We start from the raw sequence: 17,720 nt of genomic DNA, 5'->3' as shown, positions 1-17,720 counted from the left end.
TGTGCGGCGGCATGGTGCGGCGGTGGAGGCCGGTGGAGGCGGAGGGCCGCGTGCGTGGTGCGGGAGTGCAGGGCGGGGACGGGTGGCGCGGGCGGTTCGGATGCGCAGTGCCGGTGGGCGGAACGCGTCGCGGACACGCCGCCGAAGTGGGCGGAGCACGGTTCGGGCAGGTGGCGGGCGGTTATATATGACATACCGTCAGATAGCCGGACCGCAAGGTCGCTATCTCGGCGTTCCCCCACGCGCCCCCCACGCCGATCGGTGCACCATGCGACGCATCTCCTCCTGTACGCGATTCCTCGTCGCCGGACTGGGCGGCTGCCTGCTGGCCGCCTGCGCGACACCCGCCCCTGCGTCCGCCGACTCCTCCGCCCCCACGGCCACCCCGACACCCGCCGCGACCTCCACCGGCGCGTCCACATCCCCGTCCATCACGTCCCCGTCCATCACGTCCCCGTCCCCGTCCGGCGCGGCCCCGTCGCCGTCCGCCCCGTCGTCGTCCGCTGCGGTGCCCGGTCCTGCGTCGGCATCGGCGGCGCCGCTGGAACAGCGGGTCGATTCGCTGCTGGGGCAGTTGACGACCAACGAGAAGGCCACTCTGCTGCAAGGGATCTGGGCCCCGCAGGACGTGCACTCGGTCGGCTACGTCCAGGGCGTGCCCCGGCTGGGCATCCCGCCCCTCCTGCTGACAGACGGGCCCGCTGGCGTCCGGGACGGGCAGCCGGCCACCGCGATGCCGGCCCCGGTCGCGCTGGCCGCCGCCTTCGACCCGGACCTCGCGACCGGCTACGGCTCGGTGCTGGGCCGGGAGGCCAAGGCCCGCGGCTACCACGTGCTCTACGCGCCGATGGTCAACATCGTCCGGGTGCCGCAGGGCGGACGGAACTTCGAGACGCTGGGCGAGGACCCGTTCCTCGCCGGGCGGCTCGCCGCCGCCGAGGTGCGCGGCATCCAGGCGCAGGGCGTCGCGGCGCAGGTCAAGCACTACGCGGCGAACAACCAGGAGGACAACCGCCAGTCGTACAGCTCCGAGGTGGACGAGCGGACGCTGCAGGAGATCGAGCTGCCGGCGTTCCGGGCGGCCGTCCAGGACGGCCGGGCCTGGTCGGCGATGTGCGGCTACAACCCGGTCGACGGGATCTGGGCCTGCGAGCACTTCCCGCTGCTGCGGGACGTGCTGAAGGGCCGGTGGGGCTTCGACGGCGCGGTCGGCTCCGACTACCCGGCGACCCATTCCGCCGTGAACGCCGCCGCGGCCGGGCTGGACCAGGAGTTCGGCGGCTCCACGTACTTCTCGGAGCTGGCGGGTGCGGTGGCCGACGGGCGGCTCGCACCGGCGGTCCTGGACGACCAGGTGCGCCGGGTACTGCGGCTCATGGTCCGAAGCGGCGCCCTGGACGGCGGCGGGACGGCCGAGGCCGACCCGGGAGCCGGCGCCCGGGCCGCCCGCGCGGCCGCCGTCGCCGGCACGGTGCTGCTGAAGAACGAGCGCGCCGCGCTGCCGCTGGACGCCGCCCGGCTGAAGTCGATCGCCGTGATCGGCCCCTGGGCCGACCGGGCCTACACCGGCGGCTACGGTTCCTCGCACGTCACCCCGTACCCCGAGTACACCGTCTCGCCGCTCGGCGGGATCACCGCGCGGGCCGGGTCGGGCGTCTCCGTCCGTCACCACACCGGTGCCGACGCCGAGGCCGCCGCCGCCGTGGCCGCCGCCGCGGACGTCGCGGTGGTCGTGGTCGGCGACGAGGAGCGCGAGGGCGAGGACCGTCCGTCGCTGGACCTGGCGCCGGCCGACGACGCGCTGATCCGAGCCGTCGCCCGGGCCAATCCGCGGACCGTCGTGGTGCTCGACACCGGCGGCCCCGTGGTGATGCCGTGGCTGGACTCCGTCCCGGCCGTGCTGGAGGCCTGGTACCCCGGCGAACAGAGCGGCACCGCGCTCGCCGACGTGCTGTTCGGTGACGCCGACCCCGGCGGCCGCCTCCCGGTGACCTTCCCGGTCTCGGCGGCGGCGACGCCGATCCGCGGCGCCGACCAGTACCCCGGCACCGACGGCGCCTACCACTACACCGAGCGGCTGGAGGTGGGCTACCGCTGGTACGACCGGGCCGGGGTGGCGCCGCTGTTCCCCTTCGGCCACGGCCTCTCGTACACCTCCTTCGACTACAGCGGGCTCACCGTGACCGGGCCGGACGCCGCCGGACTGGTCCAGGTCGGCTTCGACGTCGCGAACCGCGGAAGTCGGACCGGCACCGAGGTGCCCCAGCTGTACGTCGGCTTCCCGTCCGCGGCCGGCGAGCCCCCGCAGCAGCTCAAGGCGTTCGGCAAGCTCACCCTCGCCCCCGGCCGCTCCCAGCACGTGACGCTGCGGCTCGACCGCTCCTCCTTCGCCACCTGGGACGCGCAGGTCCACGGCTGGCAGGTGCCCGGCGGGCGGTACGGCATCACGGTCGGGTCGTCCTCCCGGACGCCACGGCTCGGCGGCGCCGTCGAGGTGGCGGGCTCGGCCGCCGTCTCCACCTGGTCGGGTCGGATCACCGGTTCCGACGGCTCCTGCCTGGACGCCGGCGCCGCCGCGGCCAACGCCGACGAGGCGGTGCGGACGTCCGGCTGCGAGGGCACGGCGGTCCAGGAGGCGACGGTCGGCTCGGACGGCTCGATCGGGATGGCGGGCGGCTGCCTGCAGCCGGTCGGAACGGCCGACGGCGCAGACGTCCGACTGCTGCCCTGCACCGGCGCCGCGGCCCAGGGCTGGACGGTCCGGCCGGACACCACGATCCTGCACCGGGCCTCGGGCCGCTGCCTGCAGCCGTCGGTCGGCCGGCTGCGCCTGCGGGACTGCGGCTCCGCCGCCGAGCAGCGCTGGCACACCCCCCGGCCGAGCGGCCCGGTCACCGGACTGGCCGGGAAGTGCGTGGACGTCAACCGGGCGGCGACGGTCGACGGCACCGCCGTCCAGCTGTACCACTGCAACTCCACCGGGGCCCAGGACTGGACCGTCCAGCAGGACGACACACTGCGGGCCTTCGGCAAGTGCCTGGACGTGACGAACGGTTGGACGGACGGCGGCACCCCGGTCCAGCTCTACGCCTGCAACGGCACCGGCGCCCAGCGCTGGCAGCCCCGAGCGGACGGCACGCTGGTCAACCCGGTCTCCGGCCGCTGCCTGGACGTCCAGTACGGGAGTACCGCCGACTTCAGCCGTCTGATCATCTGGGACTGCCACGCAGGTGCGAACCAGCGCTGGACGCTCCCGGCCTGACCCGGCTCCGGCGCGGGCCGGGCTGCGGCCCGGCCTGGCCGTGGCCCGGGCCGGGCGCGACGCGGCCTGATCCCGGCCGGTGGCCCGGCCCGGGCGCAGAAGCAAAAGGCAGGGGGCCCACCGAACGGCGGGCCCCCTTGGGTACTGCTCTTGTGCTCATGGTGACGGCCGCAGGGCCGCCGGCGGACCCGAGAGGGTCCCGAGCGATCAGGTCATCAGAGGATGATCAGATAGCGGTGACGTTCTCCGCCTGCGGGCCCTTCGGACCCTGGGTGACGTCGAAGGTGACCGCCTGGTTCTCCTCCAGCGAGCGGAAACCGTTCGCGTTGATGGCGGAGTAGTGGACGAAGACGTCGGGGCCGCCGCCCTCCTGGGCGATGAAGCCGAAGCCCTTCTCAGCGTTGAACCACTTGACGGTTCCCTGAGCCATGCCGTTCTCCTTGCGAGGGACGTGTTGGGGGCCACACCGTGTGGCGCCCGGTCCGCTGCGCTGATCGCCCTGCCTCCGGACGGGTCCGGAGTTTTTCGATATTGCTGAAAAACTACAAAAAGCCTGCGGTTACATGCTCCGCAGGCTTCAAGTACTGCAAGGGGAATCAAACTGCAACTGAGGGCAACGCTAGCATGCGGTCGCTGTGACGACCAGGGGTGACTTGCGGGGCGGACAGCGCGTGTCGTATGGCCCGTGGGCGTGTCGTACGGGCCGGTGAGGGGTGTCCGGATCAGCGGGCATACGCTGCGGGGGTGGTGCGCACGAACAGCGAGGGAGCGGCGCAGTGTCGGTACCGGATGCGGAAACGCAGGAGCCCGCGGGGAACACCCCGGTCAGGCCGCGGGTAGGGCATATTCAGTTCCTGAACTGCGTCCCCCTCTACTGGGGCCTGGCCAGGACCGGCAATCTGCTCGATCTCGATCTCACCAAGGACACTCCCGAGAAGCTGAGTGACCAACTGGTCGGCGGTTCTCTCGACATCGGTCCGATCACCTGTGTGGAGTACCTGCGGCACGCGGACGAACTGTTGGTCCTGCCGGACATCGCGGTCGGCAGCGACGGCCCGGTGATGTCCTGCGTGATCGTCAGCAAGCTTCCGCTGTCCGAGCTGGACGGCCGCCGGGTCGCCCTCGGCTCGACCAGCCGGACCTCCGTCCGGCTGGCGCGCCTGCTGCTGGAGGAGCGCGAGGGCGTCCGACCGGAGTACTTCAGCTGCCCGCCCGACCTGGACGCGATGCTCGCCGAGGCCGACGCCGCCGTGCTGATCGGCGACCCGGCGCTGCGCGCCTACCTCGGGCAGGCGGCCGCGCAGGGCCTCGCGGTGCACGACCTGGGCGCGATGTGGAAGGAGTGGACCGGGCTGCCGTTCGTCTTCGCCGTCTGGGCCGCCCGCCGCGACTTCGCCGAGCGCCGCCCGGCCCTGACCGCAGCGGTGCACCGGGCCTTCCTGGAGTCCCGTGACCTCTCGTTGGTGGAGGCCCGGGAGGTGGCTGCACAGGCCGCCCGCTGGGAGGCGTTCGACGCCGGGGTGCTGGAACGGTACTTCAGCGAGGCGCTGGACTTCTCGCTCGGCGAGCGGCAACTGGCGGGCATGACCGAGTTCGCCCGCCGGGTCGCGCACGACAGCGGCTTCGCGCCGGACGTCCGGATCCGGCTGCTGGAGCCGGTGGTGGCACCGGCGCTGGAGCCGGCGTCCGTCGTGGTCTGAGGCGGGGGAGTGGCCTGAGAAAGTGTTGGGTAACTGGGTGATCACTCGCTCGTGAGGTCGTCGGCGAGGCGGCGGGCTGCTTCGATCTCGATGGGGCCGTGGGGTTCGATCGTCTCGTCGGCGAGGCGGGCGGCCATGAGGCGGATCATCGCGACCTTGATCATCGCTTCGGCGTGCGCGGTCTTGCGCTCGTAGTCCCGTGCCAACCGTCTGCACCGTCCCAGCCAGGAGAATGTCCGCTCGACCACCCACCTGCGGGGCAGCACCTGGAAGCCTTTCACATCCGCATTCCGGGGCACCGCGACGATCTCCAGGTTCTCCCGCTCCGCCGCCCAGCCGACGAGCCCCGCATCGATCGCGTTGACGTAGCCCCCGTCCACCCACCTCAGTCCGACCTGCGGAAACGCATCGCGGACACCGGCGAGGACCAGCTTCGCCCCGGCGCGCTCCTGCACCGAGGCCGAGTGCACGACCGCCCGCAGCACGAGGCCGCAGGTGTCCACCAGAAGGTGCCGCTTGCGGCCCCGGACGCGCTTGCCCGCGTCGTAGCCGATGGCCTCGCCGCCCTGGTGACTGCGCACGGACTGTGAGTCCAGCACCGCCGCCGACGGCTGCGGATCTCGGCCGTCCGCCACCCGGAGCCGCTCGCGCAGCGCATCGTGGACCCGGTCCCAGGTCCCGTCCGCCGTCCAGGCGCGGAACCACCGGTAGGCCGCATCCCACGGCGCGAGATCGTGGGGCAGCAGCCGCCACGCACAGCCCGTGACCAGCACGTACAAGACGCTGTCCACGACGAGTCGACGAGGGAACTTCAACGGACGGCCACCCCGGCGCGGATCCCGCCCGGGCAGCAGCGGCTCGATCACCGCCCACTGAGCGTCCGTCAACGACGAGTCATAGGACGGCTTGCAGGAACAGGCACACATGGTGATGATCTTCGCGGACCCGTCACCCACGAAGATCACCGCCAGCGCATCACGCCATGCAGTTGATCAATTACCCAACACCTTCTGAGGCGGCGGACCGGTTCGGGCCGGGACCGGGCGGCGCGCGGACCGGTTCGGGCCGGTCCGGTCTGCCCGGTCCGGTCTGCCGGGTCCGTTCCGGCCGGGGGCTGCCCGGTCCGGTCCGTTCCGGCCGGTCCGTTCCGGCCGGTCCGTTCGGCCCGGGGCTGGGCCGGGTGGCCGACCCCGCCGGGGAAGTGCCGCAGGTTGTGACGCTCCGACGCCTCCCCGCCCGGTAGCGTCTGCTCGCGGTCCGCTCGTGGACCGTTCGGGCCGGCGGGTCGAGGGGAGCGTGCGGGAATGCAGGCACTGGGGGCGGACGACCCGCGCCAGGTGGGCGGCTACCGGTTGCTGCGGCGCCTCGGCGCCGGCGGGATGGGTCGGGTCTACCTCGGCCGGACGGCCGGCGGTCGAACGGTGGCCGTCAAGGTGGTCCGCGGCGAACTGGCCGAGGACGCCGAGTTCCGCGCCCGGTTCCGGCAGGAGGTCGCGGCGGCCCGCCGGGTCGGCGGTACCTGGACCGCGCCGGTGCTGGACGCGGACACCGAGGGCGAGCACCCCTGGGTCGCCACCGGCTACGTCGCCGGCCCCGCACTGGGCAACGCCGTCCGCGACTTCGGGCCGCTGCCCGAGCCCGCCGTCCGGACCCTCGGCGTCGGCCTGGCCGAGGCGCTCGGCCACGTGCACGGACTGGGACTGGTGCACCGCGACGTCAAGCCGTCCAACGTGCTGCTCACCCTCGACGGGCCGCGTCTGATCGACTTCGGCATCGCCCGCGCGCTCGACGCGACCAGCGGGCTCACCCAGTCCGGCTACGTCGTCGGCTCGCCCGGCTTCATGTCGCCGGAACAGGCGAACGGCCTGCCCGCCGGGCCGGCGAGCGACGTGTTCTCGCTCGGCGCGGTCCTCGCCTTCGCCGCCACCGGGGTGCACCCCTTCGGCGAGGGGGTGAGCGTCGCGGTGCTGCTCTACCGGGTGCTGCACGAGGAACCCGACCTCTCCGGACTGCCCGGGCCGCTCCACCCGGTGGTCCTGGCGTGCCTGGCCAAGGATCCTGCGGCCCGCCCCACTCCGCAGCAGCTCCGGGAGCGGTTGGACGCCGACGGCGCGGCTGCCCGTCGGCTCGGGCGCGGCGGGTGGCTGCCGCCCGAGCTGGCGGCGGCGGTCGGGCGCAGTGCCGTCGAACTGCTGGACCTGGAGGGGGAGCAGGGCGCGGGGCCCGGTGAGGCGGGTGCCGGCGGTGCCGGGAGTGCCGGCGGCGTCGGGGGTGGCGGCGTCGGTGGTGGCGGTGGCGTCGGTGGTGGCGCGGGGGTGGGATCGGGACCTGTGCCGGGGGCGGGGTCATGGCCAGTGCCGGGGTCGGGGTCGGGGTCGTGGCCGGGGGCAGGGCCGGCGTCGTCGCCGGGGCCCGGGTCGGGGCTCCGGTCGGGGCCGGCGGACGGCTGGGCGGTGCGGACGCCCACGTTCGGGGACGGCGTGCCGGCGGTCGGGGACGGGGGTCCCGGGGGCAGGTCGACCGAGGGCCGGATGGTCTCGACGCCTGAACAGGATCGGCGGGGCGGGCGGGGCGCGACCGTGGTCGCCGCGGCGGTGGTCGCCGTACTGCTCCTCGCCGGTGGGGGCTACGGCCTCTACCAGTGGCTGGGGAAGCCAGATCCGGGGAGCACGGATGCCGTCACGACCGCCTCCACGTCGGCCTCCCCGGCCGGCACCACCGAGCCCCCGCCGTCACCCCGCGCGGACGCGCCGACGCCGATCGCATCCGGCGCCACCGGCGTCGCGACGACGCCCGCCACCACCGCCCCGAGTGCCGTCCCGGCCGCGTTCCTCGGCACCTGGCGCGGCGACATGACCACCGCCAGGGGCCTGCCCGCCGGCGCGACCACCCTGACGATTCTCCCGGCCGGGATCGGGCAGGACGCCGTCACCAGCCGGAACGAGCTCACCGGCCTGATCGCGGTGAGCTGCGACGGCGTCTGGCGCCTCGACTCGGTGTCACCGGACAAGCTGGTCTTCACCTCCCGGCTCGTCCGCTCCTCCTTCCCCGGGGCCTGCAGCAGCGGGTCCAGCTCGGAGACGCTCACCCTGCAGAAGGACGGAACGATCCGCTTCACCTCCGTCGACCCCGCCGCCGGCAACCCCTCCGGAACCATGCGAAAGGTGCCGTGAGGCCTGGCGCGGGCCCCGCAGGAGGCTGGCGTAGGCTGGTTCGGCCGTACCAGGAACCACAAGACCGTCGTGCGAACGCGGTACCGAGAGAGAGTAGGCCGACAGGTGTCCGAGCTCGCAGCGACCACCCTCGATGCGCCCAGCAGCGACCTGCAGGCCGTGCTCGACCGGGCCGCGGCCGGCGGCCGGATCACCCCGGAGGAGGCGCTGGAGCTGTACCGCTCGGCGCCGCTGCACGCGCTCGGCTCGGCCGCCGACGCCGTGCGCCGCCGCCGCTACGCCGGTACCGAGCACATCGCGACGTACATCATCGAGCGCAACATCAACTACACCAACGTGTGTGTGACGGCGTGCAAGTTCTGCGCCTTCTACGTGCCGCCGAAGAGCGACAAGGGCTGGTCCCGCGACCTCGACGAGATCCTGCGCCGCTGCGCGGAGACGGTCGAGCTGGGCGGCACCCAGGTGATGTTCCAGGGCGGCCACCACCCGGACTACGGCGTCGAGTACTACGAGCGCGCCTTCTCGGCCATCAAGACGGAGTTCCCGCAGTTGGTGATCCACTCGCTGGGCGCGTCCGAGGTCGAGCACATGTCGCGGATCTCGGGCGTGTCGATCGAGGAGGCCATCACCCGGATCCACCGGGCCGGTCTGGACTCCTTCGCGGGCGCCGGCGCCGAGCTGCTGCCGGAGCGTCCGCGCAAGGCCATCGCGCCGCTCAAGGAGTCCGGTGAACGCTGGCTGGAGATCATGGAGGCGGCGCACGGCCTGGGCGTGGAGTCCACCTCCACCATGCTGATGGGCACGGGGGAGACCAACGCCGAGCGGATCGAGCACCTGCGGATGATCCGCGACGTGCAGGACCGCACCGGCGGCTTCCGGGCCTTCATCCCGTACACCTACCAGCCGCAGAACAACCACCTGAAGGGGTCGACGCAGGCGACCGTCTTCGAGTACCTGCGGATGATCGCGATCGCCCGCCTCTTCCTCGACAACGTCGCCCACATCCAGGGCTCCTGGCTGACCACCGGCAAGGAGGCCGGCCAGCTGTCGCTGCACTACGGCGCGGACGACCTCGGCTCGGTGATGCTGGAGGAGAACGTGGTCTCCGCGGCCGGCGCCAAGCACCGCTCCAACCTCACCGAGCTGATCCACCTGATCCGGGCCGCAGACCGCGTCCCGGCCCAGCGTTCGACCACCTACGAGCACCTGCGGGTGCTGGACGACCCGGCCAACGACCCGGTCGACCCGCGGATCGCCTCGCACATCGCCTCCACCGCGATCGAGGGCGGCACCGCGCACCCCGAGCTGAAGATCCTCGACAACCGCTGAGCGCCCCTTGGTCATGACCCTGCACCGGGCGGCCCTCGTGCTGCCCGATCCGGCCGACCCCACCGCCCCGTCCGTCGCCGACGGGGCGGTGCTGGTGCAGGACGGCCGGATCGCGGCCCTGGGCCCCCGCGAGGAACTCGTGGCCGCGCACCCCGGGGCCCGGCTGCGCGACTGGGGCGCGGCGGTCCTCGCACCCGGCCTGCGCAATCCGTACGGGCACCGGCTGCTGGAACACGCGTACCACCCGGACCCGCGTGAGGGGGTGGGGGACGCACCGGTGCCCGGGGCCCTCTCCGGCTCGACCGACGAGACGCGCTGCGGTGCGAGTGCCCGGCGCGGGCTGCAGCGCATGCTCGGGTGCGGCGTGACGGCGGTGACCGGGCCGTTCGAGCGCGCCTCGGTGCGCACGGCGGTGACCCGCTCGGGGCTGACCGCGCTGGCGGCGCCGCCCGGTGCGGCGGAGGCCGAGGGTCCGTTGGATCCGCTCGCCGTCCTTCCGCTCGCCGAGGCGGCGTACGGGCGGCTGGCGGTCGGCGGCCGGGCGGACTTCGCGGTGTTCGCTGACTTCACGGGCGTTGCGGGCGTCGCGGGCGTCGCGGGCGTTGCGGAGGACTCCGGGGGCGTTGCGGACTCCGCGCATGTTCGGGACTCCGTGGATGTTCCGGGTTCAGCGGGCTCCGCGGGCTCCGCGGACTTCCCGGCGCCCGGGGCTGGAGCCGCCGTGGTCGAGCCCGGCGCCGGTCGGGTCGGTGTCGGCGAGCCCCGCGCCGGTGAGCCCCGCGCCGGTGGGGCTGCCGTGGCCGGGACCGTGGTCGTGCGTCCCGGGAGTTGTCTGGCCACCGTGCTCGCCGGACGGTTGGTGTATCGGCGGCGCTGACGCCCCGGCTACCCGCGGGTAGCCGCATTCCCGTGCGGCGCTTGGGACTTCCTTCGTGTGCACCCACAAATCCCTTCGTGTGCAGCCGAACTCCCTTGTCCGCCGTCCCGTCTGATTCCCCCTTCGCCGTGACCTGAGGGCCCGCCAGCGGATACGATCCCGGACAGCTCACTCCGTACCCTCACCACACTCCGCCCGTCACCGCGGGCGACGGGGCCTCGTCCCAGGCTCCGAAGGCAAGCCAGGACAGGAACCATGCGATCCGCGACCGTCCCCCCGCCGCGCGCTCCGCGGTTGGGCCGTGGCTGGTACCTCACCGCCGTACTCAGCGCCGTGCTGGCCGTCGGCATGTGCCTGCTCGGTTGGCGTCAGGCCGATCAGGCCGACCGGATCGGCGCGCACCCGGTGAGAGTCGAGGGCATCGTCACCCAGCTGAACACCGGAGGCGGTTCGTACTCCACCGTCAGCTACCGGGTCTCCGGCCAGCCGCACACCGCCGCCGCGCTGCCGCTGGCGGACGGCACCAAGGTCGGGGACGCGGTCTGCCTGGAGCACGCCGCGGACGACGCCGGCGCGGTCCGGATCTGCGGTGACACCTACCCGCAGCCGGTCGGCGTCGGGCTGGCCCGGTTCAGCGTGCCGGTGGCGGTGATCCTCTTCCTGGCCTGCGTGCTGCGGATCCGCCGGCACCGCAGGGAGGTCGCCGTGCGGGCGGGCAGGGGCAGGTTCGCCAGCACCGTCGCGCTCGCGGCGGGTGCGCTGCCCGACGGGATGCCGGCGATAACCCAGGGCAAGCGCTCGCGCCGGAAGCGCCGGGCCGGTGGGCGGCGCGCGCTGCACTGAGCGCGCCTGTGGCAAGAGCGTGCCCGCACCGAGCGGGCGCCTGCGGGGGCGGGGCCCGCGGGTCGCGGCCGCCGGGCCGCGGGGGCAGGGCGGGGCGTCGGATCACAGCTGCGGAGGCGGCGCGCTGCGGACCGATCGGTCCCGACCGGTGTGCCCCCTTGCCCGGGCGGTGGGGGGCAGGGTGAACAATGGGGTGGTGACCCGAGCCTCTCTGGACAAGCAGCCGCACGAAGTCGCCGCCATGTTCGACGACGTCGCGGCCAAGTACGACCGCACCAACGACGTGATCTCCCTCGGCCAGGCCCGCGCCTGGCGCCGGGCGGTGGCCGACGCGGTGGCCGCCGGGCCGGGCGACCTGGTGCTCGACCTCGGAGCCGGCACCGGCACCTCCTCGCTGCCCTTCGTCGAGGCCGGCGCCAAGGTCGTCCCGTGCGATTTCTCGGTCGGCATGCTGGCCGAGGGCAAGAGCCGCCACCCCGAGCTGGCGCTCACCGCCGGGGACGCCACCAGGCTGCCGTTCGCCGACGGCACCTTCGACTCGGTGACGATCTCCTTCGCGCTGCGCAACGTCCACGAGACAGACACGGCGCTGCGCGAGATGTACCGGGTGACCAAGCCCGGCGGCAAGCTGGTGATCTGCGAGTTCTCGACGCCGACCTGGACGCCGTTCCGGACCGTCTACACCGAGTACCTGATGCGGGCGCTGCCGCCGGTCGCCACCGCGGTCAGCAGCAACCCGGAGGCCTACGTCTACCTCGCCGAGTCGATCCGGGCCTGGCCCGACCAGCCCGCGCTGGCCGCGAAGCTCCAGGAGGCCGGCTGGTCGAAGGTCGCCTGGCGCAACCTCACCGGCGGGATCGTCGCCATGCACCGGGCGTACAAGGTCGGTTGAGGCCTGCCGCTCGGATCCCGTCCGAGCGGGTGGCGCGCGGGGACGAGTCCTTTGCGGAAACCGTCGCGGGGCCTTTGCGGGACCCTTCGCAGGGCCTTGGCGGGGACCCGTGTCGGGTTCTGCGCCGGCTCCTCCGGCCGGGCCGTGCGTCGAGCCCTTCGCCGGGCCCCGCTTCGGGCTGCCGGCGGTCCTGCGGACGGCGGAACGTGCTGCCGCCCTCGGGTCCGGTTCCGGGGGCGGCAACTAGACTGCCGAGGTCAACGCCTCCGTCCCCCAGACGCAGCTCCAGGAGAGTGCCCACCGTGTCCGAGACCGCAGCCGATCTGACGAAGCCGGGCAGCCCCGTGGAGAGCACCGCCGATGTCATCGTGGTCGGCGCGGGCCCGGCCGGCTCCACTACCGCGTACTACCTGGCCCAGGCGGGTCTGGACGTCCTGCTGTTGGAGAAGACCTCGTTCCCGCGGGAGAAGGTGTGCGGTGACGGTCTGACGCCGCGCGCCACCAAGCAGCTGGTCGACATGGGCATCGACGTGTCGACCGAGAACGGCTGGCTCCACAACAAGGGCCTGCGGATCATCGGCGGTGGCGTCCGCCTGGAGCTGGACTGGCCGGAGCTGTCCGCCTTCCCCGACTACGGCCTGGTGCGCAAGCGCGCCGACTTCGACGAGCTGCTCGCCCGTCAGGCCGAGAAGGCCGGCGCCCGGCTCTACGAGCGGTGCAACGTCAGCGGCCCGGTGCTGGACGACCGGACCGGCCGGATCATCGGCGTCACCGCCCGACTCGGCGAGGAGAAGCGGGAGGTGACGTTCCGCGCCCCGCTGGTGGTCGCCGCCGACGGCAACTCCACCCGGCTCTCGCTCGCCATGGGCCTGCACCGGCGCGAGGACCGCCCGATGGGCGTCGCCTACCGGACGTACTTCACCTCGCCGCGCCACGACGACGACTACCTGGAGTCCTGGCTGGAGCTGTGGGACACCCGCGGCGGCCAGCGCAAGCTCCTGCCGGGCTACGGCTGGGTCTTCGGCATGGGCGACGGCACGTCCAACGTCGGCCTCGGCATCCTCAACTCCTCGCCGGCGTTCGGTGAGCTGGACTGGCGCGAGGTCCTCAAGGCCTGGTGCGCCAGCATGCCGGAGGAGTGGGGGTACACCCCCGAGAACATGACCGACCCGATCCGCGGCGCTGCTCTGCCGATGGCCTTCAACCGACAGCCGCACTACACCCGCGGTCTCCTGCTGGTCGGTGACGCGGGCGGCATGGTCAACCCGTTCAACGGCGAGGGCATCGCCTATGCGATGGAATCCGGCCAGATCGCGGCCGGGGTCATCGTGCAGGCCAACGCCCGGGTGACGGAGGCCGGTCGCGAGCGCGCCCTCCAGGCCTACCCGCGCATCCTCAAGGACGTCTACGGCGGCTACTACACGCTCGGCCGCGCCTTCGTGAAGCTCATCGGCAACCCGAAGGTCATGCAGCTCGCCACCCAGCGCGGTCTGACCCACCCGATCCTGATGAAGTTCGTCCTCAAGATGCTCGCCAACCTGACGGACCCGCAGGGTGGCGACGCCATGGACCGCATCATCAACGGCCTCGCCAAGGTCGCGCCGAACGCCTGACGGAGCTGGAGCGGGCGGGTGGGTGGGCGGGCAGTGCCCGGGCGGTTCCGGCTCGGGTGGTGCCGGGACCGTCAGGTGCCGGCCGGGCCCGGCTGGTCCTTCCGGTTCTCCTGGTCCGCCTGGCCCGCCTGGTTCTCCTGGCCCGCCTGGTCCGTCCGGCTGGGCTGGTCGGGCGGGGTGGTACGGCTGGCGGCGGAGCGCTGCTCCACGTAGGCGAGGCGGTCGGCGAAGACCCGGGCGGCGTCCGGGGTGAGCGTGCGGAGAGCGACCAGTGCCGAGAAGACCACGTCGCAGAGCTCGTGCTGGACGTCCTCCCAGGTGTGGGTGACGCCCTTGCGGGGGTTCTGCCCCGTGGCCCCGATCACCGCGGCGCCGACCTCGCCGACCTCCTCGGAGAGCTTCAGGATGCGGAGCATGCGCTCCTCCCCGGGCGGGAGCCGGCTCTCGTCGTCCAGCCAGGCGACCACGTGGTCGACGCTCTCCCAGATCCTGCTGTCCATGTGTGCGGCTCCCGTACGGCTTCGCTGACGCAGACCACCGTACGGGAGTCGGCGTGCGGGCTCAGCGGGAGCTGATCTTCACGTTGCGGATGTTCACCGGGAGCGTGGGGAATCCGTCGCCGGGGTTGTTCTGGTCGTCCTCGCCACCGGCGGCGATCTTCTGCAGGACGTCCAGACCCGCGGTGACCCGCCCGAACGGCGTGTAGGCGGGGGAGAGCTTGGTGTCCTTCCAGACGAAGAAGAACTGGCTGCCGTTGGTGTTCGGCCCCGCGTTGGCCATGGCCACGGTGCCGGCGGGATAGGTGGCGCCGGTCAGGTTCTCGTCCGGGAAGGAGTAGCCGGGGCCGCCGCTGCCGGTCCCGGTGGGGTCGCCGCACTGCAGGACGAAGATCCGCTGGGTGGTGAGGCGGTGGCAGTGGCTGCGGTCGAAGTAGTCGTGCTCGGCCAGGAACCGGAACGAGAACGTGGTGCAGGGTGCTTCGGCGGTCAGCGCCTGGAAGGTGATCGCACCCTGGCTGGTCTTCAGGGTCGCGCTGTACGGCTTGGCCGCCTTCTTCGCGTCGAAGACGGGGATGCCCTTGAAGTTGTCGGCCGGCACCGCGGGCGTGTAGGTGCAGGTGGCGGAGGCGGCCGCGCCGGAGACGGCGGACGGCGGTGTATCCGCAACGGCCGTACCAGTGCTCGCGACGAGCGGCAGGGTGGTGGCAGCGGCGAGCAATGCCCAGTGCTTGCGCTTCACGTGACTGGCCTTCCGGGGGGTGGTGGTCGGCTTGCTTGTCATGGCGACATCATCCATGTCCTCGCGTGGATGCGGTAGACGTCCGGGGCGTGCGTTGCGCGGCGGGCGCCGTGGGGCGGCGCACTGCCGCGGCGGTGGGTGCTGGGCGCAGGACGGTGGGTGCTGGACGGGGGTGGCGGGTGTGCCGGCCGGCCGCTGGGGGGTGGCCGGTGGGTGTGGTGGGTGGATCAGCCGGCCTCGGGGGTGAAGAGTCCGGCGCGGGCGGCGAGGGCCGCGGCGTCCGCGGCCCGCTCCGCGGTGCGGGCGTCGAGCGGCTCGCCACTGACGAACAGGCGGTAGTAGAGCGGCGCGGTCGCGGCTCGGACCACCTCCGCGCCGTCGGTGCCCGCAGGCAGCTCGCCGCGTTCGATCGCGCGCTCGGCGACGGCGGCGGCCTGTCGGTGGCGGGCGGTGAAGAAGGCGCGAAGGGCGGCCGCCCCGGCGTCGGAGCGCTGGGCGGCGGCGATGAGTGCGGTCGGTGTCGGGCCCAGCTCCGGATCGGTGAACACGTCGAAGACCTCGCGGGTGATCAGGCGGAGGTCGCCGGTCAGGTCGCCGGTGTCGGGGAGCGGCCACGGCTGGTCGGCGGAGGCGGTCAGCGCCTCCGCGACCAGGCCGTCGACCCCGCCCCAGCGGCGGTACAGAGTGGCCTTGTGCACGCCGGAGCGGGTGGCGACGGCGTCGACCGTCAGTCCGTCGTACCCCTTCTCGGTGACTTCGGCGAGCGTCGCGGTGACGACCTCCGCGCGCACGCGGGCGCTGCGCCCGCCGGGGCGGGGGGAGGGGGTGCGGGACTCCTTGCTCAAAGTCGACTCCAGTCGCGTTAAGGCTTGCCGTGTGGGCCCTGCCGTGTCACTCTCATCTTAATGCGACTTGGGTCGCGTTTCGTCTCTTGCGCTGGCCTCTCAAGGAGTTCCATGACCGCCGCCACCGTCCCCGACCCCACCGTCCTGCACCCCCTCGCAGGGCATGACCGCGTCGTCCTGTTGCGTCCGCTGGTCACCGATCCGCGCATCCAGGTCGGCGAGTACACCTACTTCGACGACCCGGACGGTGCCACCCGCTTCGAGGAGCGCAACGTCCTCTACGCCTACGGGCCCGAGCGGTTGATGATCGGCAAGTACTGCGCCCTCGCCACCGGGACCCGCTTCCTCATGGCCGGCGCCGCCCACCCGACCGTCGGGGTGTCCACCTTTCCTTTCACCATGTTCGGCGGTACATGGACCGACCGGACCCTCGACATCGTCACCGGGCTCCCGACCAGGGGCGACACCGTCGTCGGCAACGACGTCTGGTTCGGGTACGGCGCCACGGTGCTGCCCGGAGTGCGGATCGGGGACGGGGCGATCGTTGCGGCCGGTGCCGTGGTCACCGCCGACGTCGAGCCCTACACCGTCGTCGGGGGCAACCCGGCCCGCCCGATCCGCCGCCGCTTCGACGACGCCGACATCGACCGGCTGCTGCGCGCGGCCTGGTGGGACTGGCCGGTCGATCTGGTCACCGAGCACGTCCGCGCCATCATGTCCGGCACCCCTGCCGACATCGAGGCCATCGCCGCGGCCAACGGGCTACTGGCCCCGTGACCGTGCCGAACCCCGGCCCCCGGCGCTCCGGCTCCTTGCTCCGCCGACCGAAAGCCGTTGATCCCGGCCGGGCCGGTGCGCAATGATGACGGGCCCCTTGGAAGGCCGTTGTGGTGCCCTGAGCCGGCCGGCCTGTGGTGGCCCGAGATCCGTCCGACGTCGTACGGGAGTCTCCTCGTCGGTTCCGTTCGCTCCGGAGGGGTCCTGTTCATGCGCGGTTCGTCGTCCTTCCTTCGTGATCTGCCCGTCTTGCTGGTGGCCGTGGTCTGGGGGTCGAGCTTCCTGGCCGTACAGCAGGTGGCCGAGCCGGGGACGGTGGTGGCGATGCTGGGGCTGCGGTTCGGGCTGGTGCTGCCACTGTTGGGCGTCGTCGCCTGGCCGGTGCTGCGCAGGATGGGCCGGGCCGAGTGGCTGGGCGGCGGGCTCCTGGGGTTGATCCTCGGCGGGGTCTTCCTGCTGGAGACGTACGGTGCGGTGCACACCTCCGCCACCAACGCGGGCCTGATCATCAGCCTCACCATGGTGTTCACTCCTCTCGCGGAGAGCGCCCTCGCGCGGACGCCGTTGCCGCGGGCGTTCCTCGCCGCGGCGGGACTGGCGGTGGTCGGCGTGGCCCTGCTCACCGGGGACGGCGGGCTGAAGGCCCCGACGGCGGGGGATCTGCTGGTACTCGGTGCCGCGGTCGTGCGGACCGTGAACGTGCTGGCGATGTCCCGGATGAGGGTGATCAAGGAGACCGATCCACTGGCCCTCACCTGGGTCCAATTGTCCTCTTCCACGGCCGTGTTCGCCGTGGTCGCGCCGTTCGTCGGGCCGCTGCCGTGGACGGTGGCCGCCTCGTACGGGCCGGCCCAGTGGGCCTGGCTGCTGCATCTCGCCCTGCTCTGCACGTTGTTCGCCTTCTTCGTGCAGATGTGGGCCGTCCGCAGCACCTCACCCTCCCGAGTGAGCCTGCTGCTCGGCACCGAACCGCTCTGGGCCGCTGTCTTCGGCATCACCCTCGCCGGTAACCGTCTCGGCCCGGTCGGGCTGCTCGGCGGTGCGCTGGTGCTCGTCGCCACCGAGTGGGGTCGTCGTACCGCCGCCGTGCCGGGCCGGGGCGGGGCGCAAACGGTGGACGGCGAGCGGGCGGTGGACACGGAGCCCGCAGCGACCGGGTGAGGTGCAGCG

General features: G+C 73.1%; 15 protein-coding genes. 10 read left to right on the top strand and 5 right to left on the bottom strand.

Annotation, left to right across the window (positions count from 1 at the left end; genetic code table 11):
- The first annotated feature begins 268 nt into the window (after nt 1-268).
- On the top strand, nt 269-3,262 hold the full coding sequence (locus MCM47_RS36030; protein ID WP_238951232.1) for a glycoside hydrolase family 3 C-terminal domain-containing protein: 2,994 nt from the start codon (nt 269-271) through the stop codon (nt 3,260-3,262).
- Between the two features lie 226 nt (nt 3,263-3,488).
- Here MCM47_RS36030 and MCM47_RS36025 read toward each other — a convergent pair whose 3' ends face one another.
- On the bottom strand, nt 3,489-3,692 hold the full coding sequence (locus MCM47_RS36025) for a cold-shock protein (RefSeq protein ID WP_238951231.1): 204 nt from the start codon (nt 3,690-3,692) through the stop codon (nt 3,489-3,491).
- Between the two features lie 346 nt (nt 3,693-4,038).
- Here MCM47_RS36025 and MCM47_RS36020 point away from each other — a divergent pair, with 346 nt between their 5' ends.
- A complete protein-coding gene (locus MCM47_RS36020; RefSeq protein WP_238951230.1) occupies nt 4,039-4,962 on the top strand; it encodes a menaquinone biosynthetic enzyme MqnA/MqnD family protein in 924 nt (307 codons plus the stop codon).
- A gap of 41 nt (nt 4,963-5,003) precedes the next feature.
- Here the strand turns inward: MCM47_RS36020 and MCM47_RS36015 are convergent, their stop codons facing one another.
- Nucleotides 5,004-5,888, bottom strand: a complete 885-nt coding sequence (locus MCM47_RS36015; RefSeq protein ID WP_238951253.1) for an IS5 family transposase — start codon at nt 5,886-5,888, stop codon at nt 5,004-5,006.
- 378 nt (nt 5,889-6,266) lie between these two features.
- On the opposite strand from MCM47_RS36015, the gene MCM47_RS36010 reads away from it, so the two are divergent.
- From MCM47_RS36010 to MCM47_RS35985, 6 genes are all read left to right on the top strand, one after another.
- The gene (locus MCM47_RS36010) at nt 6,267-8,135 is read left to right on the top strand and encodes a serine/threonine protein kinase (RefSeq protein ID WP_238951229.1); all 1,869 of its coding nucleotides are present in this window, start codon (nt 6,267-6,269) and stop codon (nt 8,133-8,135) included.
- Nucleotides 8,136-8,240: 105 nt separating this feature from the next.
- Nucleotides 8,241-9,464, top strand: a complete 1,224-nt coding sequence (mqnC, locus tag MCM47_RS36005) for a cyclic dehypoxanthinyl futalosine synthase (RefSeq protein WP_238951228.1) — start codon at nt 8,241-8,243, stop codon at nt 9,462-9,464.
- Nucleotides 9,465-9,477: 13 nt separating this feature from the next.
- Nucleotides 9,478-10,341: a hypothetical protein gene (locus MCM47_RS36000; RefSeq protein ID WP_238951227.1), complete on the top strand. Its 864-nt coding sequence runs from the start codon at nt 9,478-9,480 to the stop codon at nt 10,339-10,341.
- Between the two features lie 255 nt (nt 10,342-10,596).
- The gene (locus MCM47_RS35995; protein WP_238951226.1) at nt 10,597-11,184 is read left to right on the top strand and encodes a hypothetical protein; all 588 of its coding nucleotides are present in this window, start codon (nt 10,597-10,599) and stop codon (nt 11,182-11,184) included.
- A gap of 196 nt (nt 11,185-11,380) precedes the next feature.
- Nucleotides 11,381-12,076, top strand: coding sequence for a demethylmenaquinone methyltransferase (locus tag MCM47_RS35990; RefSeq protein WP_238951225.1), 696 nt, complete (start codon nt 11,381-11,383; stop codon nt 12,074-12,076).
- A gap of 302 nt (nt 12,077-12,378) precedes the next feature.
- Entirely contained in the window at nt 12,379-13,689 is a 1,311-nt protein-coding gene (locus tag MCM47_RS35985) for a geranylgeranyl reductase family protein (protein WP_374209267.1), read from the top strand.
- A 71-nt stretch (nt 13,690-13,760) separates the two neighbouring features.
- Here the strand turns inward: MCM47_RS35985 and MCM47_RS35980 are convergent, their stop codons facing one another.
- The 3 genes from MCM47_RS35980 to MCM47_RS35970 all read right to left on the bottom strand — a co-directional run bounded on the left by MCM47_RS35980 (nt 13,761) and on the right by MCM47_RS35970 (nt 15,773).
- Nucleotides 13,761-14,189: a MazG-like family protein gene (locus MCM47_RS35980; protein ID WP_238951224.1), complete on the bottom strand. Its 429-nt coding sequence runs from the start codon at nt 14,187-14,189 to the stop codon at nt 13,761-13,763.
- A gap of 61 nt (nt 14,190-14,250) precedes the next feature.
- Nucleotides 14,251-14,970, bottom strand: coding sequence for a peptidylprolyl isomerase (locus MCM47_RS35975; RefSeq protein ID WP_238951223.1), 720 nt, complete (start codon nt 14,968-14,970; stop codon nt 14,251-14,253).
- Between the two features lie 185 nt (nt 14,971-15,155).
- Complete coding sequence (locus MCM47_RS35970; RefSeq protein ID WP_238951222.1) at nt 15,156-15,773, bottom strand: TetR/AcrR family transcriptional regulator; 618 nt, start codon at nt 15,771-15,773, stop codon at nt 15,156-15,158.
- 111 nt (nt 15,774-15,884) lie between these two features.
- Here MCM47_RS35970 and MCM47_RS35965 point away from each other — a divergent pair, with 111 nt between their 5' ends.
- Nucleotides 15,885-16,550 carry a CatB-related O-acetyltransferase gene (locus MCM47_RS35965; RefSeq protein WP_238951221.1) on the top strand — a complete coding sequence of 222 codons (666 nt, stop codon included), beginning with the start codon at nt 15,885-15,887 and terminating at the stop codon, nt 16,548-16,550.
- Nucleotides 16,551-16,760: 210 nt separating this feature from the next.
- Nucleotides 16,761-17,711 (top strand): DMT family transporter, encoded by a 951-nt coding sequence (locus tag MCM47_RS35960; protein WP_238951220.1) that lies wholly within the window; start codon nt 16,761-16,763, stop codon nt 17,709-17,711.
- The last annotated feature ends 9 nt before the right edge of the window (nt 17,712-17,720 follow it).

The organism is Kitasatospora sp. A2-31, assembly GCF_022288725.1.
Classification (GTDB): Bacteria; Actinomycetota; Actinomycetes; order Streptomycetales; family Streptomycetaceae; genus Kitasatospora.
Note: the sequence above shows the minus strand (reverse complement) of the source record. Positions and strands in the feature narration are given on the sequence as shown.

Excerpts from the sequence above, each read along its gene's own strand:
- MCM47_RS35965 (WP_238951221.1), top strand. The coding sequence starts at position 15,885 with ATGACCGCCGCCACCGTCCCCGACCCCACCGTCCTGCACCCCCTCGCA.
- MCM47_RS36010 (WP_238951229.1), top strand. The coding sequence starts at position 6,267 with ATGCAGGCACTGGGGGCGGACGACCCGCGCCAGGTGGGCGGCTACCGG.
- MCM47_RS35960 (WP_238951220.1), top strand. The coding sequence starts at position 16,761 with ATGCGCGGTTCGTCGTCCTTCCTTCGTGATCTGCCCGTCTTGCTGGTG.
- MCM47_RS35995 (WP_238951226.1), top strand. The coding sequence starts at position 10,597 with ATGCGATCCGCGACCGTCCCCCCGCCGCGCGCTCCGCGGTTGGGCCGT.
- MCM47_RS36000 (WP_238951227.1), top strand. The coding sequence starts at position 9,478 with ATGACCCTGCACCGGGCGGCCCTCGTGCTGCCCGATCCGGCCGACCCC.
- MCM47_RS36015 (WP_238951253.1), bottom strand. The coding sequence starts at position 5,888 with ATGTGTGCCTGTTCCTGCAAGCCGTCCTATGACTCGTCGTTGACGGAC.
- MCM47_RS36030 (WP_238951232.1), top strand. The coding sequence starts at position 269 with ATGCGACGCATCTCCTCCTGTACGCGATTCCTCGTCGCCGGACTGGGC.
- MCM47_RS35980 (WP_238951224.1), bottom strand. The coding sequence starts at position 14,189 with ATGGACAGCAGGATCTGGGAGAGCGTCGACCACGTGGTCGCCTGGCTG.
- MCM47_RS36025 (WP_238951231.1), bottom strand. The coding sequence starts at position 3,692 with ATGGCTCAGGGAACCGTCAAGTGGTTCAACGCTGAGAAGGGCTTCGGC.
- MCM47_RS35975 (WP_238951223.1), bottom strand. The coding sequence starts at position 14,970 with ATGACAAGCAAGCCGACCACCACCCCCCGGAAGGCCAGTCACGTGAAG.